We start from the raw sequence: 20,462 nt of genomic DNA, 5'->3' as shown, positions 1-20,462 counted from the left end.
AAGGTCTACCGCATGGGCGAGGTGGAGTTCGAGGCCCTGAAGGGGGTCTCGCTCGAGGTCGCCCAGGGGGAGATGGTGGCTTTGATGGGGCCTTCGGGCTCGGGCAAGACCACCTTGATGCAGCTCATCGGCCTGCTCGACCGCCCCAGCGCGGGGACCTACCTCTTAGCCGGACAGGACGTGACCACCTTGAGCGAGAACCAGCGGGCCGAGGCGCGCAACCGGGAGATCGGCTTCGTGTTCCAGGCCTTCCACCTGCTGCCCCGGCTAAGCGTGCTCGAGAACGTCGAGGTGCCCCTGACCTACGCCGGCGTTCCCGCCGCCGAGCGGCGCGAGCGGGCCATGGAGGTGCTGCGGCGGGTGGGCCTGGCGGGCAAGGAGAAGAACCTGCCCTCCCAGCTCTCGGGTGGCCAAAAGCAGCGCGTGGCGGTGGCCCGCGCCCTCACCATGCGCCCTTCCATCCTTTTGGCCGACGAGCCTACCGGCAACCTCGACTCCCACACCGCCGCCGAGGTCATGAGCCTCTTCCAGGAGCTCAACGACGAGGGCACCACGGTCATCATCGTCACCCACGAACCCGATATCGCCGAGTATACCGGGCGCATCGTGCGCATCCGCGATGGACTCATCGAGTCGGACGGGCCCAACCCGCACCGTAGGCGGCCCATAGGAGGTGTGGCGTGAACGCGGCTCGAGAACTCCTCAAGGACAAGCCCCAGCGGCGCTCGAGCCTGGCCGGCATGAACCCGCTGCAGGTGGTGAGCATCGCCTGGCGGGCCATCCTGGGCAACCCGCTGCGCTCGGTGCTCACCGCGCTGGGCGTGATCATCGGGGTGGCGGCGGTGATCGCGCTCACGGGGGTAGGCCAGGGTTCCACCGCCAACATCACCCGCTCGCTGGAGAGCCTGGGCACCAACCTGCTCACCGTCTCCGGCGGGCGCGGAGGCGGCCCGCCCGGGCTGGTGCGCTTTGGCGGCCCCCAGACCATCACCATCAAAGACGCCCAGGCCTTGCAGGAGCACTTCGCCGCCCAGATCGCCGGGGTGGCCCCCGTGGCCCAGGGCAACCATCAGGTCAAGTTCGGAGCCAACAACACCAACGCCACCGTCATCGGCACCTGGCCCGCCTACGCTACGGTGCGCAACGCCCAGCCCGAGCAGGGCAGCTTCTTCACCGAGGCCGACAACCAAGCCCGCAAGCGGGTAGCAGTGCTGGGCTATCAGGTGGCCCAGGACCTCTTCGAAGGCAGCGACCCTCTGGGTCAGAAGATCAAGATCGCCGGGATCTCCTTCACGGTGGTGGGCGTACTGCCTGACAAGGGCGACTCGGGCTTTGCCAGCCCCAACTCCCAGATCCTGGTGCCCCTGAGCACCTACATCCAGCGCCTGGGCCGCAGCAACAACCGGGGCGAGGCCACGGTGAGCCAGGTCTACGTGCAGGGCCTGAGCAAGGACACCCTCAAGGACCTGCAAAACCAGATCACCGCCTTCATGGCCGAGCGCCACAAGATCAGCAACCCCGATGAGTACGACTTCAGCGTGCAAAACCAGGCCGACGCCCTGGCCTCGGTGAACCAGGTTACCCAGACCCTCACCCTCTTTTTGGGCGGGGTGGCGGGGATCAGCCTGCTGGTGGGGGGCATCGGGATCATGAACATCATGCTGGTCTCGGTCACCGAGCGCACCCGCGAGATCGGCATCCGCAAGGCGCTGGGGGCCAAGCCGCGCGACATCCTCACCCAGTTTCTGGTGGAGTCGGTGGTGCTGTCGGTGGGGGGCGGCGTGCTGGGCATCCTGCTGGGATTGGGGCTGGCCCGCAGCGTGGGCCAGCTGCTCAGCATCACCCCCATCTTCTCCGCCAGCAGCATGGTTCTGGCCTTCGCTTTCTCGGTGATGGTGGGCGTGTTCTTCGGCTACTACCCCGCCCTACGCGCCGCCCGGCTCGACCCGGTGGAGTCGCTCAGGTACGAGTAAGCCGAAGCACCAGCAGCCAGCGGCCTGAAGCAACTCAATTCTCAAGGAGCCCTTATGGCAAGAACGATCCTCGCAGCGGTTTTGGCTGTGCTCTCCTCACTCGCGCTAGCCCAAGAGATCATCACCAACCAGCAGGGACCCGGTGGGCAACAACCCAATCCCGAGCTGCGCAAGCGCCTCGAGCAGTACCGCCCGGTCTTCGACCTCATGAGCAGCCTGCGGCTGATGCTCGAGCTCGACAAGCAGAAAAACCTCTCCTTCAGCAAAGCCCAGGCCCAGAAGCTGCTGCCCATGCTCAAGGACCTCCAGACCCGCGCCGACCTCAAACCCGCCGACGCCGAGAAGATCCTTTCGAATATCGAGGACAAGATCCTCACCCCCGCCCAGCTCAAGTGGATGGACGAGACCCAGCTCAAGCGGCAGGAGGAGATGCGCCAGCGCAGGCAGGGTGGGGGCGGCCCAACGAACAGCTTTGGCTTTCAGGGACAGAGGGGTCCAGGCGGCGGTCCGGGTCAGGGAGGGCCTCGAGGCAGCCTCTTCCAGGCTATCCAGCAGGGCAAACCCTTCAACCCCTTCAAGGAGGACCCCGCCAAGAAGACCCTCTCTGACCTGATCGCCCTCTTGAGCAAACGCTGAGCCGCACCGGCCCTCACACCATACGTTTTGGCTCTTCCCGAATGAGGGGGCGATTGATAGGAGAGGAAGCTTTGAAGGAACTTAGGTCTCGGGGTCTTGTCGAAGTGCTGCTCGGGAATCGAGGAGGCGATCCGTCTGGGGTATCCCCAGACCGAGTGGCCATACTCGATCCCGCACAAACTCAGGGCCAGCCAGGCTTAAGCCAACCGCCGGGACGCCTCGGCCTTACTCACCGATCTCAACCGGGTCTACCGAGCGCCTAATCGCGGCGAGGCCCTGTAGGAACTCAGGCGCTTTACCCTGAGGAGCACCACCCTCATCGAACAGTTCTTCCGGGAGCTACGGAGAAGTACCAAGGTACGGGATCACAAGTTCCCTAAACCCCAGGCCATCTACAAGCTCGTTTATCTGGAGGCCGAACGCAGGGAAGAGAGGTGGAGTCGGAAGCTAGCTGGTTTTGACGACGTTCAAGAGGATATCGAAAGGCTATTCAATCTGCGGTACCCCAAGACACAGACTTCAACACAAAGAACTTGACGCTCTCACCAACAGCAGCCGCGCGCAGAGTATTCGGAATGCTGAACCAAAAGCAACAGCATCTTTCCTAGCTAAAGGAAAGCAGAAAAGCACATTAATTTTGCAATCCCTTAACTAATGAGTAGTATAGATCGTTTTGGCGCAGTTCGTTCTTGAAGCTTCGCAGCTCTGTCTTAGCGTCTATTACCACGCATTCAACCCCAGCAATCTCAGCGAAGTCTTCCATCATCTCGGTTGTGGCAGCATAGCTATAGGCGATATGGTGCGCCCCACCTGCATAAATCCAGGCTGAAACGCCGGTTTTGAAGTCGGGCATCGGCTCCCAGAGCGCCCTAGCCACCGGGAGCCTAGGCAGCTTGGGTGGCTCTACCGCACATACCTCGTGGACAATGAGCCGAAATCGCCCCCCAAGGTCAATCAGTGAAGCGTTTATGGCTTTCCCGGCGACTGCATCAAACACCAAGCGCACAGGATCCTCCTTGCCACCAATGCCTAAAGGGTGAATCTCGAGCGAAGGTTTCCCCGCTGCAATGCTCGGACATACCTCGAGCATATGTGCCCCTAGCACCCTCTGCTGTCCCGGCGCAAGGTGATAGGTATAGTCCTCCATAAAAGAGGTACCTCCAGGTAGGCCATGACCCATCACCTTAATGGCCCGCACCAACGCTGCCGTTTTCCAATCACCCTCCCCGCCAAAGCCATAGCCGTCAGCCATCAAACGCTGCACAGCTAGCCCAGGAAGCTGCCGGAGGCCGTGCAGGTCTTGAAAAGTATCAGTGAAGCCTTTGAAACCGCCCTCTTCCAAAAACGATCTCAAACCCAGCTCGAGGCGAGCCTCATAGCGCAAGGCGTCGTGCCGCGCCCCACCCTTCCTCAGTTCCCCGGCGACAGTGTATCGCTCTTGGTATTCGTCTATGAGGTCGTCAATCGCTGCCTCCGAGGCCGCATTCACCCGCTCTACCAAATCGCCCACCCCATAGCCGTTGACCGAGAACCCAAAGCGCATCTCAGCAGCCACTTTATCCCCTTCGGTAACCGCTACCTCGCGCATGTTGTCCCCAAAACGAGCTATTTTTGCTCCTTGTAGATCGTGCCAAGCATGGGCTGCCCGGGCCCAAGCCCCAAGCCGCTCTTGCACCTCCGGGTCGGCGTAGTGCCCCACCACCACCTTCCGCCCTAAGCGCATGCGGGTATGCAAGAACCCCGCTTCGCGGTCCCCGTGAGCGGCTTGATTGAGGTTCATGAAATCCATGTCGATGGTGTCCCAAGGCAAGTCACGGTTGGCTTGGGTATGCAGGTGGACGAAAGGTTTGTTTAGCACCGACAGACCGCGAATCCACATCTTCGCCGGGGAAAAGGTATGCATCCACAAGATCAGCCCCGCGCAATTGGGTTCAGCATTGGCTTGCTGGGCTAGCTTATAGATTTCTTCCTGCGTGGTAAGGAGGGCTTTAAACCTTACCTCGAGCGGGATCTGCCCCGAGGCGTTCAAGGCTTGTGCAATCTCCCGAGCATTGGCCTCAACCTTTCGTAATGGGCCCTCCCCGTAGAGGTGCTGCGAACCACAAATAAACCAAAGCTCCGGCTTGGATAAATGAACCATAGCTACTCGACTCCCCTCTGCTTTGTCTTCAAGCCCCTACCTGCTGCGATAGGCGTTTGAGCCGCTGCATAACGTTGTTGCCACCACGCCCAAAGTAGTCGTGCAAGGTCACATATTCCGCATACAGCTGGTCATAAATGCTTTGATGCTCAGCTACGGGCGCATAAACGTTTTTGCGCACTTTGCCCATCCGTTTAGCCGCAGCTCGAATATCGGGATATACCCCTGCTGCCACTGCCGCATGCATTGCACTACCCAGGGCCGGGCCTTGCTCACTGTCTATAACGCTAATAGGCATACCCAGCACATCGGCGTAAATCTGCATCAACATGCGGTTTTTAGTCAGCCCTCCTGCAGCCACATACTCATCAACAGCAACCCCGTGTTTCCGAAAGGTCTCGATGATCAGACGTGTTCCGTAAGCGGTGGCTTCGATCAGCGCCCGATAGATATCAGGGGGTCGCGTAGCTAAAGTCAATCCCAGAATCATGCCGCTAAGCGACGCATCTACCAGTACGCTGCGGTTGCCGTTGACCCAGTCCAGCGCCAGCAGGCCATGCTCACCAGGTTTTTGCCTAGCAGATTCACGCTCGAGGCTTTCGTGAACGCTCACATCACCAGAAGCATATTCCGGGGAAAGCACATTTTTGACGAACCAAGCGAAAATATCTCCCACCCCGCTCTGCCCAGCTTCGTATCCGTAGAGGCCGGGAATAATACCCCCATCCACCACCCCACACATCCCCGGCACCTCACACAAAGACTCGCTCATCACCATATGGCAGGTACTAGTACCCATGATGGCCACCATCCGCCCCGGCTCTACTACCCCTGCCGCCGGTACTGTTACATGGGCATCCACATTGGCTACCGCCACCGCAATACCTGGCTTGAGACCAGTCCAAGCCGCAGCCTCCTCGGTCAGCTCTCCAGCCTTGCCCCCTAGAGGAGACAGCTCTCTACCCAAGCGGGTTTCCACCAAATCGGCAAATTCAGGGTTTAGGGCAGCTAAATACTCCCTCGAAGGATAGCGTCCATCCTGATAAATAGCTTTATATCCAGCCGTACAAGTATTGCGGGTCTCCCGCCCGCATAAACGCCATACCACCCAGTCAGCTGCCTCTATGATCCGCTCGGCATGGGCATAGATTTCCGGGGCCTCCTCTATAATCTGCAAACTTTTAGCCAAAAGCCATTCGCTGGAAATCTTGCCGCCATAGCGGGGGAGCCAAGTCTCGCCGCGCTTTGCCGCCAAAGCATTAATGCGGTCGGCCTGAGGCTGCGCAGCGTGGTGTTTCCACAGCTTGACGTACGCGTGGGGTTCGTCGGCAAACTCCGGCAACAAGCACAGCGGAGTGCCATCGGAAAGGGTGGGCAAAATCGTACAGGCAGTAAAATCTATACCGATCCCCACTACCTGGCTGGGATCTACTCCGCTTTTCTTCAGGGCTTCCGGCACCGCCTGCTTGAAAACCAAAAGGTAATCTTCGGGGTGCTGCAAGGCCCACTCTGGAGGCAAAGGTTTGCCGCTAGGCAACGCAGTATCCATCACCCCGTGCGGATAAATGCACACCGCACTGGCCAACTCCACCCCATCAGAAACCCGCACCACTACCGCACGTCCCGACTCGGTACCAAAATCCACACCTACTGTATACTGCTCACTCATTCACTTTCCTCCGTTTGGGCAAGAAGGTCTTTTGCCTTTGCGTCTTGACGCTTGCGGTACTAGCCCGCACCACTAGCTTGGGCTGAATGAGTCGAGGAGTTTTAGCCTCGGCCGGAGCTTCGATTAGGGCAAGCAGTTGGGCCAAGCTGCTCTGCCCTAAGCTAGGGAAATCCTGGTAAACAGTAGTAAGGGGTGGATCAAAAAATTCCGATTCAGGGATATTATCAAACCCCACTACCGAGACTTCCCCCGGCACCCCTAGCCCAGCCTCTCGCAAAGCCCGCAAGGCCCCCAATGCCATTTGGTCATTGGCCACCAGCAATCCGGTAAAGGACTGTTTGGTCTCGAGCAAGGTTCGTGTGGCAGCATAACCGCTTTTGGCACTCCAGTCGCCAAAAACCTGGGCTACCGGCTTTAACCCTGCCTCGAGGAGAGCTTCCTTCCAGCCTTGAAAGCGCTCACGGGCATTGTTCCACTGCTGGGGCCCGCCGATTAAAGCCAGCCGACGGTGCCCCAGCTCCAGTAGGTGCGCCACCCCCAACCGCGCCCCATATAGCTGGTCAATGCCGCTGGTCGGTAACCCCACCGAAGGATCAGCATCCACCAAAACGATTGGTACTGCGAACTCGCGCAGGAAGCCGGTCTCAGCCTCCAGCAACGGGGCGATGATCAGGATGCCATCTACCCGCTGTCGACGCAGGGCATTGACTGCTAGCACCAGCTCCTTGCGGCTCAAAGCCGGGATGCTGCTAATGCTTACGTGGTAGCCGCGCATCTGCGCGGCCTGCTCAATGTTGTAGAGCATCTGGGTAGGGCCAAATTCAGGCGAGCCAAAACTCACCACTCCGATCAGTTTGCTACGTTGAGTAGCCAAGCTACGGGCCACACTCGAGGGTTGGTATTTAAGTCGGCGGATAGCTTCCTTAACCCGTCGCCGAGTATCTTCTCGAACCGAAGGATGGTCGTTAATGACCCTTGAAACAGTCTGGTATGAAACCCCCGCCGCTCGAGCTACATCCTTGATGGTGGCAGGTTTCCGGTTAGAGTCTACCATAAAGACACCTTAATCTCTTACTCGATTCCCGCTGCCAAGCAAGATGATCTTGGCAAGCGATGTGAGTTTTATCCCTAAAACACGCGAACAGTAACATAGGCCGTTTTACCAGCGATCTTTAAATTTTTGTGACCGCTCACATTTTAAATCCATCCGAGCAAAGCGTCAAGCCGAGTATGTAAATTTACGCAGGAATTGCCGCTTGGTTGGACTTTCAAACCATATAAGCGAACTGTTGGCGGCAAAGACATCAATCCGGGCAGAACTTATCCTTGGGGTTTACTTTGTCCGTAATAGGCACCCACACCATGCTTACGACGATAGTGCTTCTTGAGCAAAGCCTCAGGGATTTCGCTTAGCTTAGGGTTAAGCACACGGGCATAAAGCGCCATGCGAGCAACTTCCTCGAGTACTACCGCATTATGTACTGCCTCCTTTGCGTTCTTACCCCATACAAAAGAAGCATGGTGGCGCAACAGTACTGCGGGCACATCATTAGGGTTTAGTCCCCGGCGGCGAAACTCCTCAATAATGACTTGTCCGCTATAGTGCTCATAGCCCTGGTTAATCTCCTCGGATGTAAGGCCACGGGTACAGGGAATGGTGTCGCCAAAATAGTCCGCCTGGGTAGTGCCATAGCAAGGTAAGTCCAAACCAGCTTGGGCCCAAGCCGTAGCGTAGCGCGAATGGGTGTGGACAATCCCCCCCACCCCAAATTCCCGAGCTAGTGCCAGGTGTGTGGGGGTATCGGAAGAGGGCCGCAGGCTACCCTCGATTACCCTACCACTACTCACTTCCACTACCACCATGCTGTGAACGCTCAAATCCTCATACGCCACCCCACTGGGCTTGATGGCCATAAGCCCGGCTGCAGGGTCATAAGCAGAAGCATTACCCCAGGTAAATACCACTAGTCCATAGCGGGGTAATGCCAGATTCGCTTCTAGGGCTTGCTCCCTTAGTTCTTTGGCTATCACGTCGCAAGTCTACGCCATTAGGGCACTTTTAGTAAAGCCAAGGCCGTCTTGACTATTTTTGAGGCTAGTGTTAGGATGTGAGCGATCACAAAAACCGCGATAATATCCTTGATTACATAAGGATAGGCTCTCAATGATCGCAAATGTGATCGCTCACGGATAGAGAGTGGAATTCCACCATAGGATCAAAAACTTCATCCCTTTATGGGGCATTCTACGAAAGGGGGGGTGCTAGAAGAGGTTTTCGGTTATCGGCACTTGACGGGAAGTAGGCTTTAGTTGTAATCACTACATCGGGAAAAATCTACTCTCAGGGAGGCAAGCCAATGAGGCATCTGTTCGCAAACATCCTTTTTGTTAGCATGGCCTTTTCGTTTTTAGGGGCGGCCTATGGGCAAGGTAAAGGCTTGGTCGGCATATCTATGCCAACCAAATCCTCTGCCCGATGGATTTCTGACGGCACTAACTTGGTCAAGCACCTGAAAGACAAGGGCTACACTACTGACTTACAGTATGCCGAAGACGATATTCCCAATCAGATTGCGCAAATCGAGGCCATGATTGCCAAAAAGCCCAAGGTACTAGTGATCGCTCCCATAGATGGGACTACCCTCACCGATATCCTCAAGAAAGCACATGATGCCAAAATAAAGGTTATAGCCTACGATCGCCTCATCAGAAACAGCCCCTATGTGGATTACTACGTCACTTTTGACAACTTTAAGGTTGGCGTCCTGCAAGCGCAATCCATTGTGGATAAATTGGGTTTAAAGGCGGGGAAGGGTCCCTTTAACATTGAGCTATTTGGGGGTTCTCCCGACGATAACAATGCCTACTTTTTCTACAACGGTGCCATGAGCGTGCTGGATCCCTATATCAAAAGCGGAAAGCTTGTGGTGCGCAGCAAGCAAATGGGTATGGATAAAGTAGGCATCCTGCGCTGGGATGGTGCAACTGCACAAGCCCGTATGGACAATCTTCTATCAGCCTACTATGGCACGGAGAGAGTGGATGCAGTACTCAGCCCCTATGATGGCCTGAGTATCGGTATTCTTTCCTCTCTCAAGGGAGTGGGTTACTGCACTGCCAAACAGCCCTGCCCTATCGTCACCGGTCAGGATGCCGAGATTCCTTCGGTAAAATCTATTCTCCGTGGCGAGCAGTACTCAACTATTTTCAAAGATACACGTGAATTAGCTAAGGCTACAGTTGATATGATCGACGCGATAATGAGGGGTAACCAGCCCAAAGTCAACGACACTAAAACCTACCACAATGGCGTAAAGGTTGTGCCAGCCTACCTGCTCGAGCCAGTACTGGTAACTGCTTCCAACTGGAAACAGGTGCTCGTGAACAGCGGCTACTACACCGAAGCACAGCTTCGGTAGGAAATCACAGCACAGCCCTGGTGGCGCCGGGTTAATCCGGGCCACCAGGAGCATGCCAGGAGGCAGCATGGCACAAGAGCCCATTCTATCCATGCGCAACATTAGTAAAAGCTTCCCGGGCGTCAAGGCTTTAGATAATGTCAACTTGACCGTCTATGCCGGTGAAATCCATGCCATCGTTGGGGAAAACGGGGCAGGGAAATCCACCCTCATGAAAGTGCTAAGTGGCGTATATCCCTATGGCCAGTACGAAGGAGAGATTTATTTCGAGGGGAAATTGCAGCGCTTTGAGGGTATTAGAGATAGTGAATCCCAAGGCATCATCATAATTCACCAAGAACTCGCGTTAGTCCCCATGCTTTCGATTACGGAAAACATTTTTTTAGGCAACGAGCCAGCACGGACTGGAGTCATTGATTGGCACGCCGCCCATATCCGTGCGCAAGAACTCTTAAAGCGTGTGGGATTAAAGGAACCACCCTCGGCCATTGTGGGTAGGCTGGGGGTAGGAAAGCAACAATTAGTGGAAATTGCCAAGGCGCTGTCCAAGCGTGTACGACTTTTAATCCTCGATGAACCCACAGCAAGTCTGAATGAGACTGATAGCGAGGCGTTACTCCAACTTTTACGGGAACTAAAAGCCCAAGGCATCGCTTGTATTCTCATCTCTCACAAGCTCAACGAGATTACTCAGGTCGCTGATCGCATTACCATACTTCGCGACGGCACAACAATCGAGACCTTAAACTGCACCGAAGGCCCGCTCAGCGAGGAGCGTATCATTCGGGGAATGGTAGGGCGGGATATGCAGCACCGATATCCCCAGCGTCACCCCAAAATTGGCGAGGTGATCTTCGAGGTGCGAGATTGGCGAGTTTACCACGAACAATATGCCGGCCGTGAAGTGATTAAGGGGGTCAGTTTTCATGTGCGTAGGGGGGAGATTGTAGGAATTGCTGGGCTAATGGGCTCAGGACGCACAGAATTAGCCATGAGCCTCTTTGGTCGTGCATACGGGAACCGTATAAGTGGTCAAGTTTTTATTGATGGGCAGGAAGTAGATGTCTCAACCATCAGCAAAGCCATCCGCTGTGGCCTAGCTTACGCTACAGAAGACCGCAAGGGTTGGGGACTGATCTTAGAACAGGAAGTCCGCAAAAACGTGACCTTGGCCAATCTACCTAAGGTCTCTCAGCGTGGTGTCATTGACGAAAACAGCGAGGCCAAAGTAGCTCAAGGGTTTCGTGAGTCGCTGCGTATACGTTGCTCGAGCATCGAACAGCCTGTGGTTAACCTCTCAGGTGGCAATCAACAGAAAGTTTTGCTGAGCAAGTGGCTATTTACACAACCGCGTGTCCTGATTTTGGATGAACCTACCCGAGGCATTGACGTTGGTGCCAAGTACGACATCTATACCATCATAGATGAGCTTGCATCCGAAGGCAAAGGCATTTTGTTGATCTCCTCTGAAATGCCCGAGCTACTTGGTATGTGTGATCGTATCTATGTGATGAGTGAAGGGCAGCTCGTAGCCGAGCTACCTCGAGGCGAGGCAAGTCAAGAACGCATCATGCGGGCCATAGTTAACGCTGTTCAAGCCTAAGAGAACCCTACTATGAAACTCGGTACCTTAAAAACAAACCTTCACAACTACGGGCTCTTGATCTCTCTGATCATTATCATAGGTTTTTTCCAGATAGCAACCAACGGTATTTTACTACAGCCTCTGAATTTGACCAATCTGATACTGCAAAATAGTTACATCGTGGTGATGGCCTTAGGGATGCTACTAGTGATTGTAGCCGGACATATTGATTTATCAGTTGGGGCGGTGAGTGGCTTCATCGGCGGCTTAGCCGCCGTATTGATGGTGCATTATGAATGGCCAGTAGCTCCTACAATCATCGTGGCTTTGCTCGCAGGAGTGTTTATTGGTGCAGTACAAGGCTGGTTTGTAGCTTACGCACGCATTCCGTCGTTTATCGTGACCTTAGCGGGCATGCTGGTATTCAAAGGCTCTGCCTTAGCCTTGTTACAAGGCCAGTCAGTAGGTCCGTTTCCTCTAGCATTTCAAAGCATCAGCACGGGTTTTATACCCGACCCATTTGGAGGTAAGGATATACGTATATTCTCACTGATTATCGGTGTGCTACTAGCAGGGGTCTTAGTAGGAGTAGATTGGCGTCAGCGCCTTAAAGCCCAGGCGCATGGTTTAGTCAACGAACCCGCTCCACTTTTTGCTATTCGAAATCTGCTCTTTGCAGCTGTAATAATCTATTTGACCTGGCAGCTCGCCACATATAAGGGTCTGCCCACCGTGCTCATACTTATGGGAGTACTGATTTTGCTTTACCAGTTCATCGCCAGCCGTACAGTCATTGGTCGGCGCATATATGCCCTAGGTGGCAATGAAAAGGCCGCCCGCCTGTCGGGCATAGATACCTCACGGCTGATCTTCTTGACTTTTGCCAATATGGGCCTCCTAGCAGCTGTGGCAGGAATTATTTTCGCGGCGCGATTGAACACCGCCACCCCTAAAGCGGGGACTGGGTTTGAACTCGACGTAATTGCTGCGTGTTTTATCGGTGGAGCATCGGCTTCAGGCGGCGTGGGCAGGGTAATGGGGGCGGTCATCGGCGCGTTTATTATGGGCGTGATGAATAACGGAATGTCTATTCTCGGTATTGGCATTGATTATCAGCAAGTTATTAAGGGGTTGGTGTTGTTGGCTGCAGTTTTCTTCGATGTATATAATCGCAACCGGGCTTGATACTAGATTCAAACTCTATACTTGATTCCCAGGCCACTCCCTCCAGTTGGTTACCCCGATGGCGAAGCAGCAAAGTTAACTTGGGCAGAAGACACCTAAAACCCCTATCCCAGCATCCCCTAACCCTAATACCGGATTCAAAAAGATAATCACCCAAACCAAAAACCTTCAGAGGCTATCTTTTTGAATCCTAGAGCACNCCCCTCCCTGACGGTCGGTGAAGCAAGCGTATCCCTTCGGTCGGCCGCCCCGCCAAGGCGGGGCGGCGTCACTATTCGGTGACGAACTAACCGAATTGGGTATCAGAAGCTGGGAGCCGGGTTGCCGTTCAGGCCCACGCCCAGGCGATAGAAGTAGCCCAGTCCCTGATTGCCGCTGGCTTCCTCGAGCTTGACGTAGTACGTCCCGGCCTGGCCCGCCCCCACGGTGAAGCTGAGCGAGGCAGGCACGGCGACCTCGGTGTCGCTGGCGACCACGGTGCTCTGATCTGGGGCGATGAGGCTGAGTTTGACCTTCCCCTGCCCGCCGATGTACGTGCTGGCTGCACGGAGATTAAGCGTCTCCCCCTCAGCCAGGGAGATGGCGTACACGTCCACGTCCGGCCCGCCCTCCGGTAGGCCGAGCTGGGCGAAGTTGTTGGAGTCGAAGGCCGCGCTGAGGGTGAAGGAAGGAGGCAGCGCACCAAAGAAGGCGGCGAGGTCGGTGGCCGTGCCGGGGGTTTCGTTGCGGGCCGGACCCGAGCCCCCAGCGGTCTCGTACAGGTCGGCCTGCTGGTAGAGGATCACGAGGGGTGAGCTGCCCGCGGGCGCGGCGACCACGGTCTCCTGCGGGTCCTCACTGCCGCCCCACAAAAGCTGGCTGGGGCCTCCGGCCAGCACCCGGTAGTTGCCCGGCTCGCTCCCCAGGAAAAGGGCGTCAGGAGTGACGCCGGTCTGGGCGTGGTACTGCTTGCCGGTAGCCGCGTGCACGAGCGTAACGCTGCTAACGGGGACGAAGCCCAGCATGTCGGTGCTTATGTCAGCAGCCTTGTTCAGCACCCCCACCGTGATGTTGCTCCCGTCGGCGGGGAGTGCGGCTGGAGTGGTGATCCCCTTCGCCAACTGCACCGCCTTGTCCACGTTCACCCGGCCGGCCCCCATACCCGCGGTCACGGCGGGTGGCCCCGCCACCGGGTCGGCGGTCATCTGCAGGATCCGCATGACCTGATAGGGCGTCGGGCTAAGGCCGTTTTCGCGCAGGACCTGCAGCACCACCGCCGCCGCCCCTGTCACCACCGGACCAGCCGCGGAGGTCCCGCCGAAGAGCCAGGTCTTGCTACCCAGGTTCACGTAGGTCGTCAGCACGTCGTCGCCGGGGGCGGAGATGTCGACCCAGGGGCCGTAGGTGGAGAAGTCGGTCTTTTCATCGTGGGGGTTGGTGGCCGCTACCGCGATGACCCCAGGCAGCCCCGAGGGGAGGTGGTAGGCGTCACGGTAGTCGTTGCCTGCCGAGGCCACCACCACGACCCGGTTTAACAAGGCGTAGTCGAAGGCGTCCTTCAGGAGGTAGCTGTAACCGCCGCCGCCCCAAGAGTTGTTGAGGATATCGGCCCCGTCGCCGCTGTCGCCGGGGTTGGTGGGGGGTAGGCCGTCGGGGCCGTTGACCGCCCAGACGATGGCCTGCGCCACGTTGAGGTCACCGGCGTACCCCCCGCTCGAGCCCCCGAAGATGGTGATGGGCATGAGCCGGGCGGCGCTGGCCGGATCGCCGTTGCCTCCGGCTACCCCAGCCACGAACTGGCCGTTGTTGGACAGCGCCGCGGCCATCCCCGCCGAGCCCGAGCCGTGGGTGTCGCGACCCGGGTTGCCCTGGAAGGGATCGGTGGGCGCGTACGGGCTGAGGGTGAAGGCGTTGTAGCCGCCCACGCAGCGGCTGCGGCTGGGCTGATCGCAGAGGTCGGGGTGGGAGCGGTCGAAGTCGGAGTCGACGACGCCGATGGTGACATTGGTGCCCACCGCGCCCTGGCTCCAGGCGCCGGGGGCGCCGATCTTCCCAAGCCACCACTGCTGCGGCAGCAGGGGGTCGTTGAAGGCGGCCTGGGAGCTGAGGCCCTGGGTGGTGGGCCTGGGAGCGGGCAGGGGGATGGGCTGGCGGTCAAAGCGGTTGGCCTCGGCGTAGCGGACCTGGGCCACCAAGCGGCGAGCAGCCTGGGCCTGACTGAGGCCCTCGGGGAGTTCAAGGAGCGCGGCCTTGAGCTGGGGGATGGTGGCAACCACCCGTGCCCCAACCTGCCGGGCGATGGCCTCGAGGTTGGCCGAGTCCCTATAGCCCACCACCAGCTGCCGCTCCTGAGGGATGGTGAAGGCCGGGCTCGAGCCGTCCTGGGCAGAGGGGCGGGTCTGGAGGCCGCAGGCGCTCAAGAGGCTCAGCAGGACGATCAAAAGGATCTGGCGCATGTTCAGTAGCTCCCGTCTCCGGTCACGAATTCGTTCCACTCGCCGGTACAGACCGGACCACCGAAGTTGCACACACCCAGCGGGTGGAAGACGTTCCAGATGTCTTGGGCGATGGAGATGGCCTCGACGCGGGCCGGGTCGGCAGGGTCGAAGCTCACCGCCGCCGCCGAGAGGTCGAAGGAGTAGGCGTGGTGGGCCTCGAGACGGCTCAGGCTGGCCGTGCCGTCGGCGTTGTAGGCCACGCTGTAGGTGTTGCCGCTGACCGCGAGGTCGGCGTCGGAGAACAACTGCCCGGTGGAGAAGTAGGGGGACCAGATGAAGTACTCCCCCTGCTGCGGGTAGTCCAGAACGAAGGGCGCGAACAAGCGCTGGTCACCGACCACCCGGCTCACGCTCCAGGACAAGGTGGGGCGCACCGACACGCCGGTCTGGTTCTTCGCCGGGCTGAGCAAGCTCACCGTGAAGCGGTCGAGGGGGGTAGTGGCCAGTACCGGCCCGGTGGCGGTGGTGCTGCCCACGGCGTCGACGCGGTAGTAGACCCTCCGGCCCACCGCCAACTGCGGGCTGCTGTCGTTGTAGGTGCGGGCCGTACCACCCAAGGTGGCGATCCTGGCGAAGGTGGAGCCGTCGAAGGAGCGCCAGACCTCGAAGCGGTCGGGGTTGGTGCCGCTGTAATTCCAGGCGAGCTCGACCCACAGCGTGCTGTCGGCGGAAGGGGCTCCTTGGACCGAGATGCTGGAGGCGGCGGGCAGGCGCACGGTGGTGGGCTTAGGGGGGCTGTAGAAGCCGACCGCCTGGGCCAGGGTGACCGACAATACCCGGAAGTTGGTCACGGGGGTGACGCTCGGGCTGGCCGTGCTCTGGCTGAAGTCGAGGTAGTAAATGCGGTGCACCCGGTTGTCGTTGACGTCGTAGGCCACAACCTCGAAGGTCGTGGGGCCGTTCACTCCAGCGACCGCCGTGCCGGAGAGTTGCTGGTTGCCGGTATCGGGTCCGTTGACGTCGGCAGACCAGATAAAGCGTGGGTTGGAAAAGAAGGCGGATCCGGGAGTCTTGGCGAGGCCCGCGTAGATGTAGCGGATCATGTTCCCGCTGCCTTGGGCCGCGGCGGTGATGCGGAAAGGAACACAGGCTTGGGCCTGGGTTACGCTGGCAAAGTCCGCCCCGGCAGCGATCCCCCCGCACCCACCCGCGCCAGCGGTTACGGAAAGGCTCGGGGGGGTGGTGGCGAGGGCGGGGTTGGTCGCGCGCTTCTGCACCACGCTGATGGGGCCTAGGTCGGCCTCGAGGCGCAGCCCCTCGACGCGGCTCCCCGCGTAGCCCGGCTTGCTGAAGCTGAGGTTGTAGGTACCCGCAGGCAGGTGCAGGGTAAAGGCTCCATCGCTATCGGTGACGGCGGTGGCCGGGCTTCCGTCCACCGTGACGGTGCTCCCCGCTACCGCGGCCCCGGCGTTGTTGTCCACCACCAAGCCCGTGAGTACGAGCGGTTTGTAGACCACGCTCACCTTGGCGCTGCCCTTGAGGCTCAGCGCGTCGTAGGCGTTGACGGTGAGGGTGTTGTTGCCCTCACGCAGGCCGCTGACGTTGATTTCCAGGTTAACCTGCTTCCCGGCAGAAACGTCCACCCGCTGCTCGTCCCCGCCGTTGAGCTGGTAGGTGACCCGAGTGACTGTGCGCTCGTCCGTGGCGCTGCCCCGGAGCTCCACGCTGTCGGTGTTCACGGTAGCGCCATCGGCAGGCTGGTTAATCCGCACGACGGGAGGCTTAGTATCGGCCGGGGTACACCCGAACAACAAGAGCACCCCAACTAACCCGGTGTATAAAAGTTTCAACCTCACGTTCTTCTCTCCTTAGCTTGTGGATAGACAGAAGTAAGAAGCCCCATCCGAGTACCCGTAACCCCCGAGAGCCCGGATCGCTTTTACAAAAACGACAAATCTGTTAAGACGGAAGCGCCTCTAGCGGCTTTCCTCACCCCCTTTTAGTAAAGTCCAAAGAAATATACCCACTCCGAAATTACTCAGTCAAGGGCCTGCGGAACCGTCAATCAGGTTATGGGTGGCTGGCCCGTCCCCCCGGTCTTTGTGTTAGACTCTTGCCGTTGTCCACCAGGCCGCCCCGTGAGACGGCGACGGACAGCGAGTGATCCTGGGTGATCCTAACGCGTTTCTCCCCCTCTACAAAGCGGCAACGGAGAAGTCTACCGCCAGGCCCTCGCGCCTGGCGTCAATCGTTGTGCGGCCCTGCCCGGAGGAGCAGATGATCGAGCGCTACCAAACCCCTGAGATGAAGGCGCTGTGGACCGAGGCCCGCAAGTATGAAGCCTGGGCCAAGGTCGAGCAGTACGCCCTCGAGGCCTGGGAGGAGCTGGGGGTGGTGCCCAACGGGGTGGCTGCCCGGCTGGCCGAGGGGCTATCGCGAAGGCCCATCGACGAGACCTTCGCCCGGCGGGCGGAGGCCCTCGAGGCGGAAACCCGCCACGACATCGTGGCCTTCACCCGCGCGCTGGTGGAGTGGGTGGACGACGCGGAGGTAGCCCAGTGGCTGCACTTCGGCCTCACCAGCACCGACGTGGTGGACACTGCACAGAACACGCTGCTCGTGGAGGCCCTCACGCTCATCGAGGCTGAACTCCGGGGGGTGCAGGAGGCGCTCAGGCGGCTGGCCGTGCGCTACAAGCACACCCCGGCGGTGGGGCGCACCCACGGGGTCCACGCCGAGCCTACGAGCTTCGGGCTGCGTTTCCTGAGCTTCTACGCCGCGCTGCTGCGCGATGCCGAGCGCCTGCAGCGGGCCAGGAAGACCATCGGTATCGCCATGCTCTCGGGCTCGGTGGGCAACTACGCCCACCTCGAGCCCGCCGTCGAAGCCCACGTGGCCCGGAAGCTGGGGCTGGAGGTTGAGCCGGTCTCGACCCAGGTGATCCCCCGCGACCGCCACGCCGAGCTGATGAGCGCTCTGGCCATCCTGGGGGCCGACCTCGAGCGCATCACGGTCGAGCTACGCCACCTCCAGCGCACCGAGGTGCTCGAGGCGGCGGAGCCCTTCAGCTACCGCCAGACGGGCTCTTCCTCCATGCCCCACAAGAAAAACCCGGTAGCCCTGGAGAACATCTCCGGGCTGGCGCGGCTCTTGCGCTCCAACCTCCAGGCCGAGCTGGAAAACGTGGCCCTGTGGCACGAGCGCGACATCAGCCACTCCTCGGTCGAGCGGGTCATCCTGCCCGACTCCACCACCTTGGCCCACTACATGCTGCGCCGCCTGGGGCGGGTGCTGGAGGGGTTGGTGGTCTACGAGGCCAACATCGCGCGCAACCTGGCCCTCACCCGTGGGCTGGTCTACTCGCAGCGGGTGCTGGGCCTGCTGGTGGAGAGCGGCTTGGACCGCACCGCCGCCTACGAGGTGGTGCAGCGCAACGCCATGAAAAGCTGGGAGGAAGGTCGCGATTTCCGCGAGCTGCTCGAGGCCGACCCCCAGTGCAGTCTCAAGGGCGAGGCCCTGGCCTCCGCTTTTGACCCCCGCTACTTCCTGCGGCACGTCGATGCCATCTACGCCCGTTTCGGGCTTTAGGAAGAGGGGATAAGATGGTAGGACATTCCCCCCCCTTCTTCTAAGCGGTGAGGCCGATCATGGAGAAACTGTACGAGGGCAAAGCCAAGATCGTATACCCAGGCCCCGAGGCCGGGACTTACCGGGTGTACTACAAGGACGACGCCACCGCCTTCAACGCACAGAAGCGGGGCACCATCGCAGGCAAAGGGGTGGTGAACAACCGCATCTCGGCCCAGCTCTTCCGCTACCTCGAGGCCCACGGCGTCCCCACCCACTTCCTGCGCGAACTCTCCGAGCGCGAGATGCTGGTGCGGCAGGTCGAGATCGTGCCGTTGGAGGTCATCGTCAGGAACCGCACCGCTGGGACCTTCGCCAAGCGCTACGGCGTGGAGGAAGGCCGCCCCCTCGCCCGAGCGCTGGTGGAATTCTCCCTCAAGAACGACGCCCTGGGCGACCCCCTGATCTACGATGAGGCCGCGCTGGCACTGGGCCTGCTGAGCGAGGGGGAGCTAGCACGCATCCGGGAACTGGCCCTGCGCGTCAACGAGGCGCTCAAGGCCTTCTTCCTCGAGCGCAACCTCGAGCTCATCGACTTCAAGCTCGAGTTCGGGCGGCTCCCCGATGGAACCATCGTCCTGGCCGACGAGATCAGCCCCGATACCATGCGACTGTGGGAAGTGGGCACGGGCGAGAAGATGGACAAAGACCGCTTCCGCCGCGACTTAGGCGGGGTGGAGGAAGCCTACCAGGAAGTGCTGCGACGGGTGGTCGGGGGTGCTGGGTGAAGGTTGGACTTTTGGCGTTTGGCGCGCCGGAGGCGCACTCATGAAGTATCACGCGACGATCCTCATCGAACTCAAAGACGGCATCCTCGACCCCCAGGGCCGGGCGGTCGAGGGCGTGCTCAGGGGCCTGGGCTACCGCGTGGAGAACGTGCGGGTAGGGCGGGTGCTCGAGATGGAGCTCGAGGCCCCCTCCGAACCCGAAGCCCGCGAAAGCGCCCTCTCCATCGCCAAGGCGCTGGCCAACCCGGTGATGGAAGTGTACGCGCTGGAAGCCCTGAAGCCCTTGCAGGAGGTTTTGTAATGCCAAACGCAAGACGCAAGACGCAAAACGCCGGCAGTAAGGACGCGTATGGCGTATGGCGTTTAGCGTTTCGCGTGCCGGAGGCCCCGTGAAAGTCGCCGTCATCGTCTTCCCTGGCTCCAACTGCGACCAGGACACCCGCTGGGCACTCGAGCGGGTGGGGCTGAAGGCCGAGCTGGTCTGGCACACCGAAGGCAGCCTCGAGGGCTACGGTGCGGTGTTTTTGCCCGGAGGCTTCTCCTACGGTGACTACCTGCGGGCCGGGGCGCTAGCCAAGTTCTCCCCGGTCATGGGCGAGGTGCGCCGCCTGGCCCAGCAGGGCTACCCGGTGATGGGCATCTGCAACGGCTTCCAAGTCCTCACCGAGGCCGAGCTGCTGCCGGGAGCACTGCTGGCCAACACCAACCTGCACTACACCTGCAAGGAAATCTTCCTGCGGGTCGAACGCACCGACTTGCCCTTTACCTCCGATTACCGCCAGGCTCAGGTGCTGCGCCTGCCCATCGCCCACGGCGAGGGCCGTTACTACGCCGACGAGGAAACGCTGGCGCGGCTGGAGCAAAACCGCCAGGTCGTCTTCCGCTACGTCGAGCACCAGGGGCAAGGCGGCAACCCCAACGGAAGCTTGGGTGACATCGCAGGCATCGTCAACGAGCGGGGCAACGTGCTGGGCATGATGCCCCACCCCGAGCGTGCGGTGGAGAGCGTGCTGGGGTCGGTGGACGGGGAGGGCATCTTCACCAGCCTGAGCAAGGCGCTGGCGACCATGGCGTGAGTGTGGA

Annotated in this window: 17 protein-coding genes; 11 read left to right on the top strand and 6 right to left on the bottom strand. The window is 59.6% G+C overall.

Going from position 1 to position 20,462, the window contains the following annotated elements; translation table 11 throughout:
• The first annotated feature begins 12 nt into the window (after window positions 1-12).
• From B047_RS0114395 to B047_RS18750, 4 genes are all read left to right on the top strand, one after another.
• On the top strand, window positions 13-684 hold the full coding sequence (locus tag B047_RS0114395) for an ATP-binding cassette domain-containing protein (RefSeq protein WP_052606177.1): 672 nt from the start codon (window positions 13-15) through the stop codon (window positions 682-684).
• Window positions 681-1,973, top strand: a complete 1,293-nt coding sequence (locus tag B047_RS0114390) for an ABC transporter permease (RefSeq protein ID WP_018467678.1) — start codon at window positions 681-683, stop codon at window positions 1,971-1,973. The genes B047_RS0114395 and B047_RS0114390 overlap by 4 nt, the downstream gene beginning before the upstream one ends.
• 54 nt (window positions 1,974-2,027) lie before the next feature.
• Window positions 2,028-2,609 (top strand): hypothetical protein, encoded by a 582-nt coding sequence (locus B047_RS0114385; RefSeq protein WP_026234926.1) that lies wholly within the window; start codon window positions 2,028-2,030, stop codon window positions 2,607-2,609.
• Window positions 2,610-2,909: 300 nt separating this feature from the next.
• Window positions 2,910-3,146: a transposase gene (locus B047_RS18750; RefSeq protein WP_157205959.1), complete on the top strand. Its 237-nt coding sequence runs from the start codon at window positions 2,910-2,912 to the stop codon at window positions 3,144-3,146.
• A gap of 94 nt (window positions 3,147-3,240) precedes the next feature.
• On the opposite strand, the gene araA is transcribed toward B047_RS18750, so the two are convergent.
• The 4 genes from araA to araD all read right to left on the bottom strand — a co-directional run bounded on the left by araA (window position 3,241) and on the right by araD (window position 8,449).
• A complete protein-coding gene (araA, locus tag B047_RS0114380) occupies window positions 3,241-4,749 on the bottom strand; it encodes an L-arabinose isomerase (protein ID WP_018467676.1) in 1,509 nt (502 codons plus the stop codon).
• Window positions 4,750-4,777: 28 nt separating this feature from the next.
• Complete coding sequence (gene araB / locus B047_RS0114375; RefSeq protein ID WP_026234925.1) at window positions 4,778-6,418, bottom strand: ribulokinase; 1,641 nt, start codon at window positions 6,416-6,418, stop codon at window positions 4,778-4,780.
• On the bottom strand, window positions 6,411-7,472 hold the full coding sequence (locus tag B047_RS16935) for a LacI family DNA-binding transcriptional regulator (protein WP_084785013.1): 1,062 nt from the start codon (window positions 7,470-7,472) through the stop codon (window positions 6,411-6,413). The genes araB and B047_RS16935 overlap by 8 nt, the downstream gene beginning before the upstream one ends.
• Before the next feature lie 266 nt (window positions 7,473-7,738).
• Complete coding sequence (gene araD, locus B047_RS17725; protein ID WP_275053393.1) at window positions 7,739-8,449, bottom strand: L-ribulose-5-phosphate 4-epimerase AraD; 711 nt, start codon at window positions 8,447-8,449, stop codon at window positions 7,739-7,741.
• Between the two features lie 326 nt (window positions 8,450-8,775).
• Here araD and chvE point away from each other — a divergent pair, with 326 nt between their 5' ends.
• The 3 genes from chvE (at window position 8,776) to mmsB (ending at window position 12,607) form a co-directional block, all read left to right on the top strand.
• Window positions 8,776-9,837, top strand: coding sequence for a multiple monosaccharide ABC transporter substrate-binding protein (gene chvE, locus B047_RS0114365; protein ID WP_018467673.1), 1,062 nt, complete (start codon window positions 8,776-8,778; stop codon window positions 9,835-9,837).
• Between the two features lie 67 nt (window positions 9,838-9,904).
• The gene (gene mmsA / locus B047_RS18015) at window positions 9,905-11,440 is read left to right on the top strand and encodes a multiple monosaccharide ABC transporter ATP-binding protein (protein WP_018467672.1); all 1,536 of its coding nucleotides are present in this window, start codon (window positions 9,905-9,907) and stop codon (window positions 11,438-11,440) included.
• A gap of 12 nt (window positions 11,441-11,452) precedes the next feature.
• Window positions 11,453-12,607 carry a multiple monosaccharide ABC transporter permease gene (mmsB, locus tag B047_RS18010; protein ID WP_018467671.1) on the top strand — a complete coding sequence of 385 codons (1,155 nt, stop codon included), beginning with the start codon at window positions 11,453-11,455 and terminating at the stop codon, window positions 12,605-12,607.
• Between the two features lie 302 nt (window positions 12,608-12,909).
• Here mmsB and B047_RS0114350 read toward each other — a convergent pair whose 3' ends face one another.
• Together B047_RS0114350 and B047_RS0114345 are read right to left on the bottom strand one after the other, a co-directional pair.
• Complete coding sequence (locus B047_RS0114350; protein WP_018467670.1) at window positions 12,910-15,042, bottom strand: S8 family serine peptidase; 2,133 nt, start codon at window positions 15,040-15,042, stop codon at window positions 12,910-12,912.
• Between the two features lie 2 nt (window positions 15,043-15,044).
• The gene (locus B047_RS0114345; RefSeq protein ID WP_018467669.1) at window positions 15,045-16,796 is read right to left on the bottom strand and encodes a carboxypeptidase regulatory-like domain-containing protein; all 1,752 of its coding nucleotides are present in this window, start codon (window positions 16,794-16,796) and stop codon (window positions 15,045-15,047) included.
• 505 nt (window positions 16,797-17,301) lie between these two features.
• Between B047_RS0114345 and purB the strand changes: the two genes are divergently transcribed.
• The 4 genes from purB to purQ all read left to right on the top strand — a co-directional run bounded on the left by purB (window position 17,302) and on the right by purQ (window position 20,455).
• Window positions 17,302-18,612, top strand: coding sequence for an adenylosuccinate lyase (gene purB, locus B047_RS0114340; protein ID WP_018467668.1), 1,311 nt, complete (start codon window positions 17,302-17,304; stop codon window positions 18,610-18,612).
• A 59-nt stretch (window positions 18,613-18,671) separates the two neighbouring features.
• Window positions 18,672-19,379 carry a phosphoribosylaminoimidazolesuccinocarboxamide synthase gene (purC, locus tag B047_RS0114335; protein ID WP_026234923.1) on the top strand — a complete coding sequence of 236 codons (708 nt, stop codon included), beginning with the start codon at window positions 18,672-18,674 and terminating at the stop codon, window positions 19,377-19,379.
• A 40-nt stretch (window positions 19,380-19,419) separates the two neighbouring features.
• Entirely contained in the window at window positions 19,420-19,680 is a 261-nt protein-coding gene (purS, locus tag B047_RS0114330) for a phosphoribosylformylglycinamidine synthase subunit PurS (RefSeq protein WP_018467666.1), read from the top strand.
• A gap of 88 nt (window positions 19,681-19,768) precedes the next feature.
• Window positions 19,769-20,455 (top strand): phosphoribosylformylglycinamidine synthase subunit PurQ, encoded by a 687-nt coding sequence (purQ, locus tag B047_RS0114325; RefSeq protein ID WP_018467665.1) that lies wholly within the window; start codon window positions 19,769-19,771, stop codon window positions 20,453-20,455.
• Window positions 20,456-20,462: the final 7 nt, after the last annotated feature.

The sequence above is a fragment of the Calidithermus timidus DSM 17022 genome (assembly GCF_000373205.1).
Lineage (GTDB): Bacteria > Deinococcota > Deinococci > Deinococcales > Thermaceae > Calidithermus > Calidithermus timidus.
The sequence above is the reverse complement of the archived record's forward strand: the minus strand, read 5'-3'. Positions and strand labels throughout refer to the sequence as shown.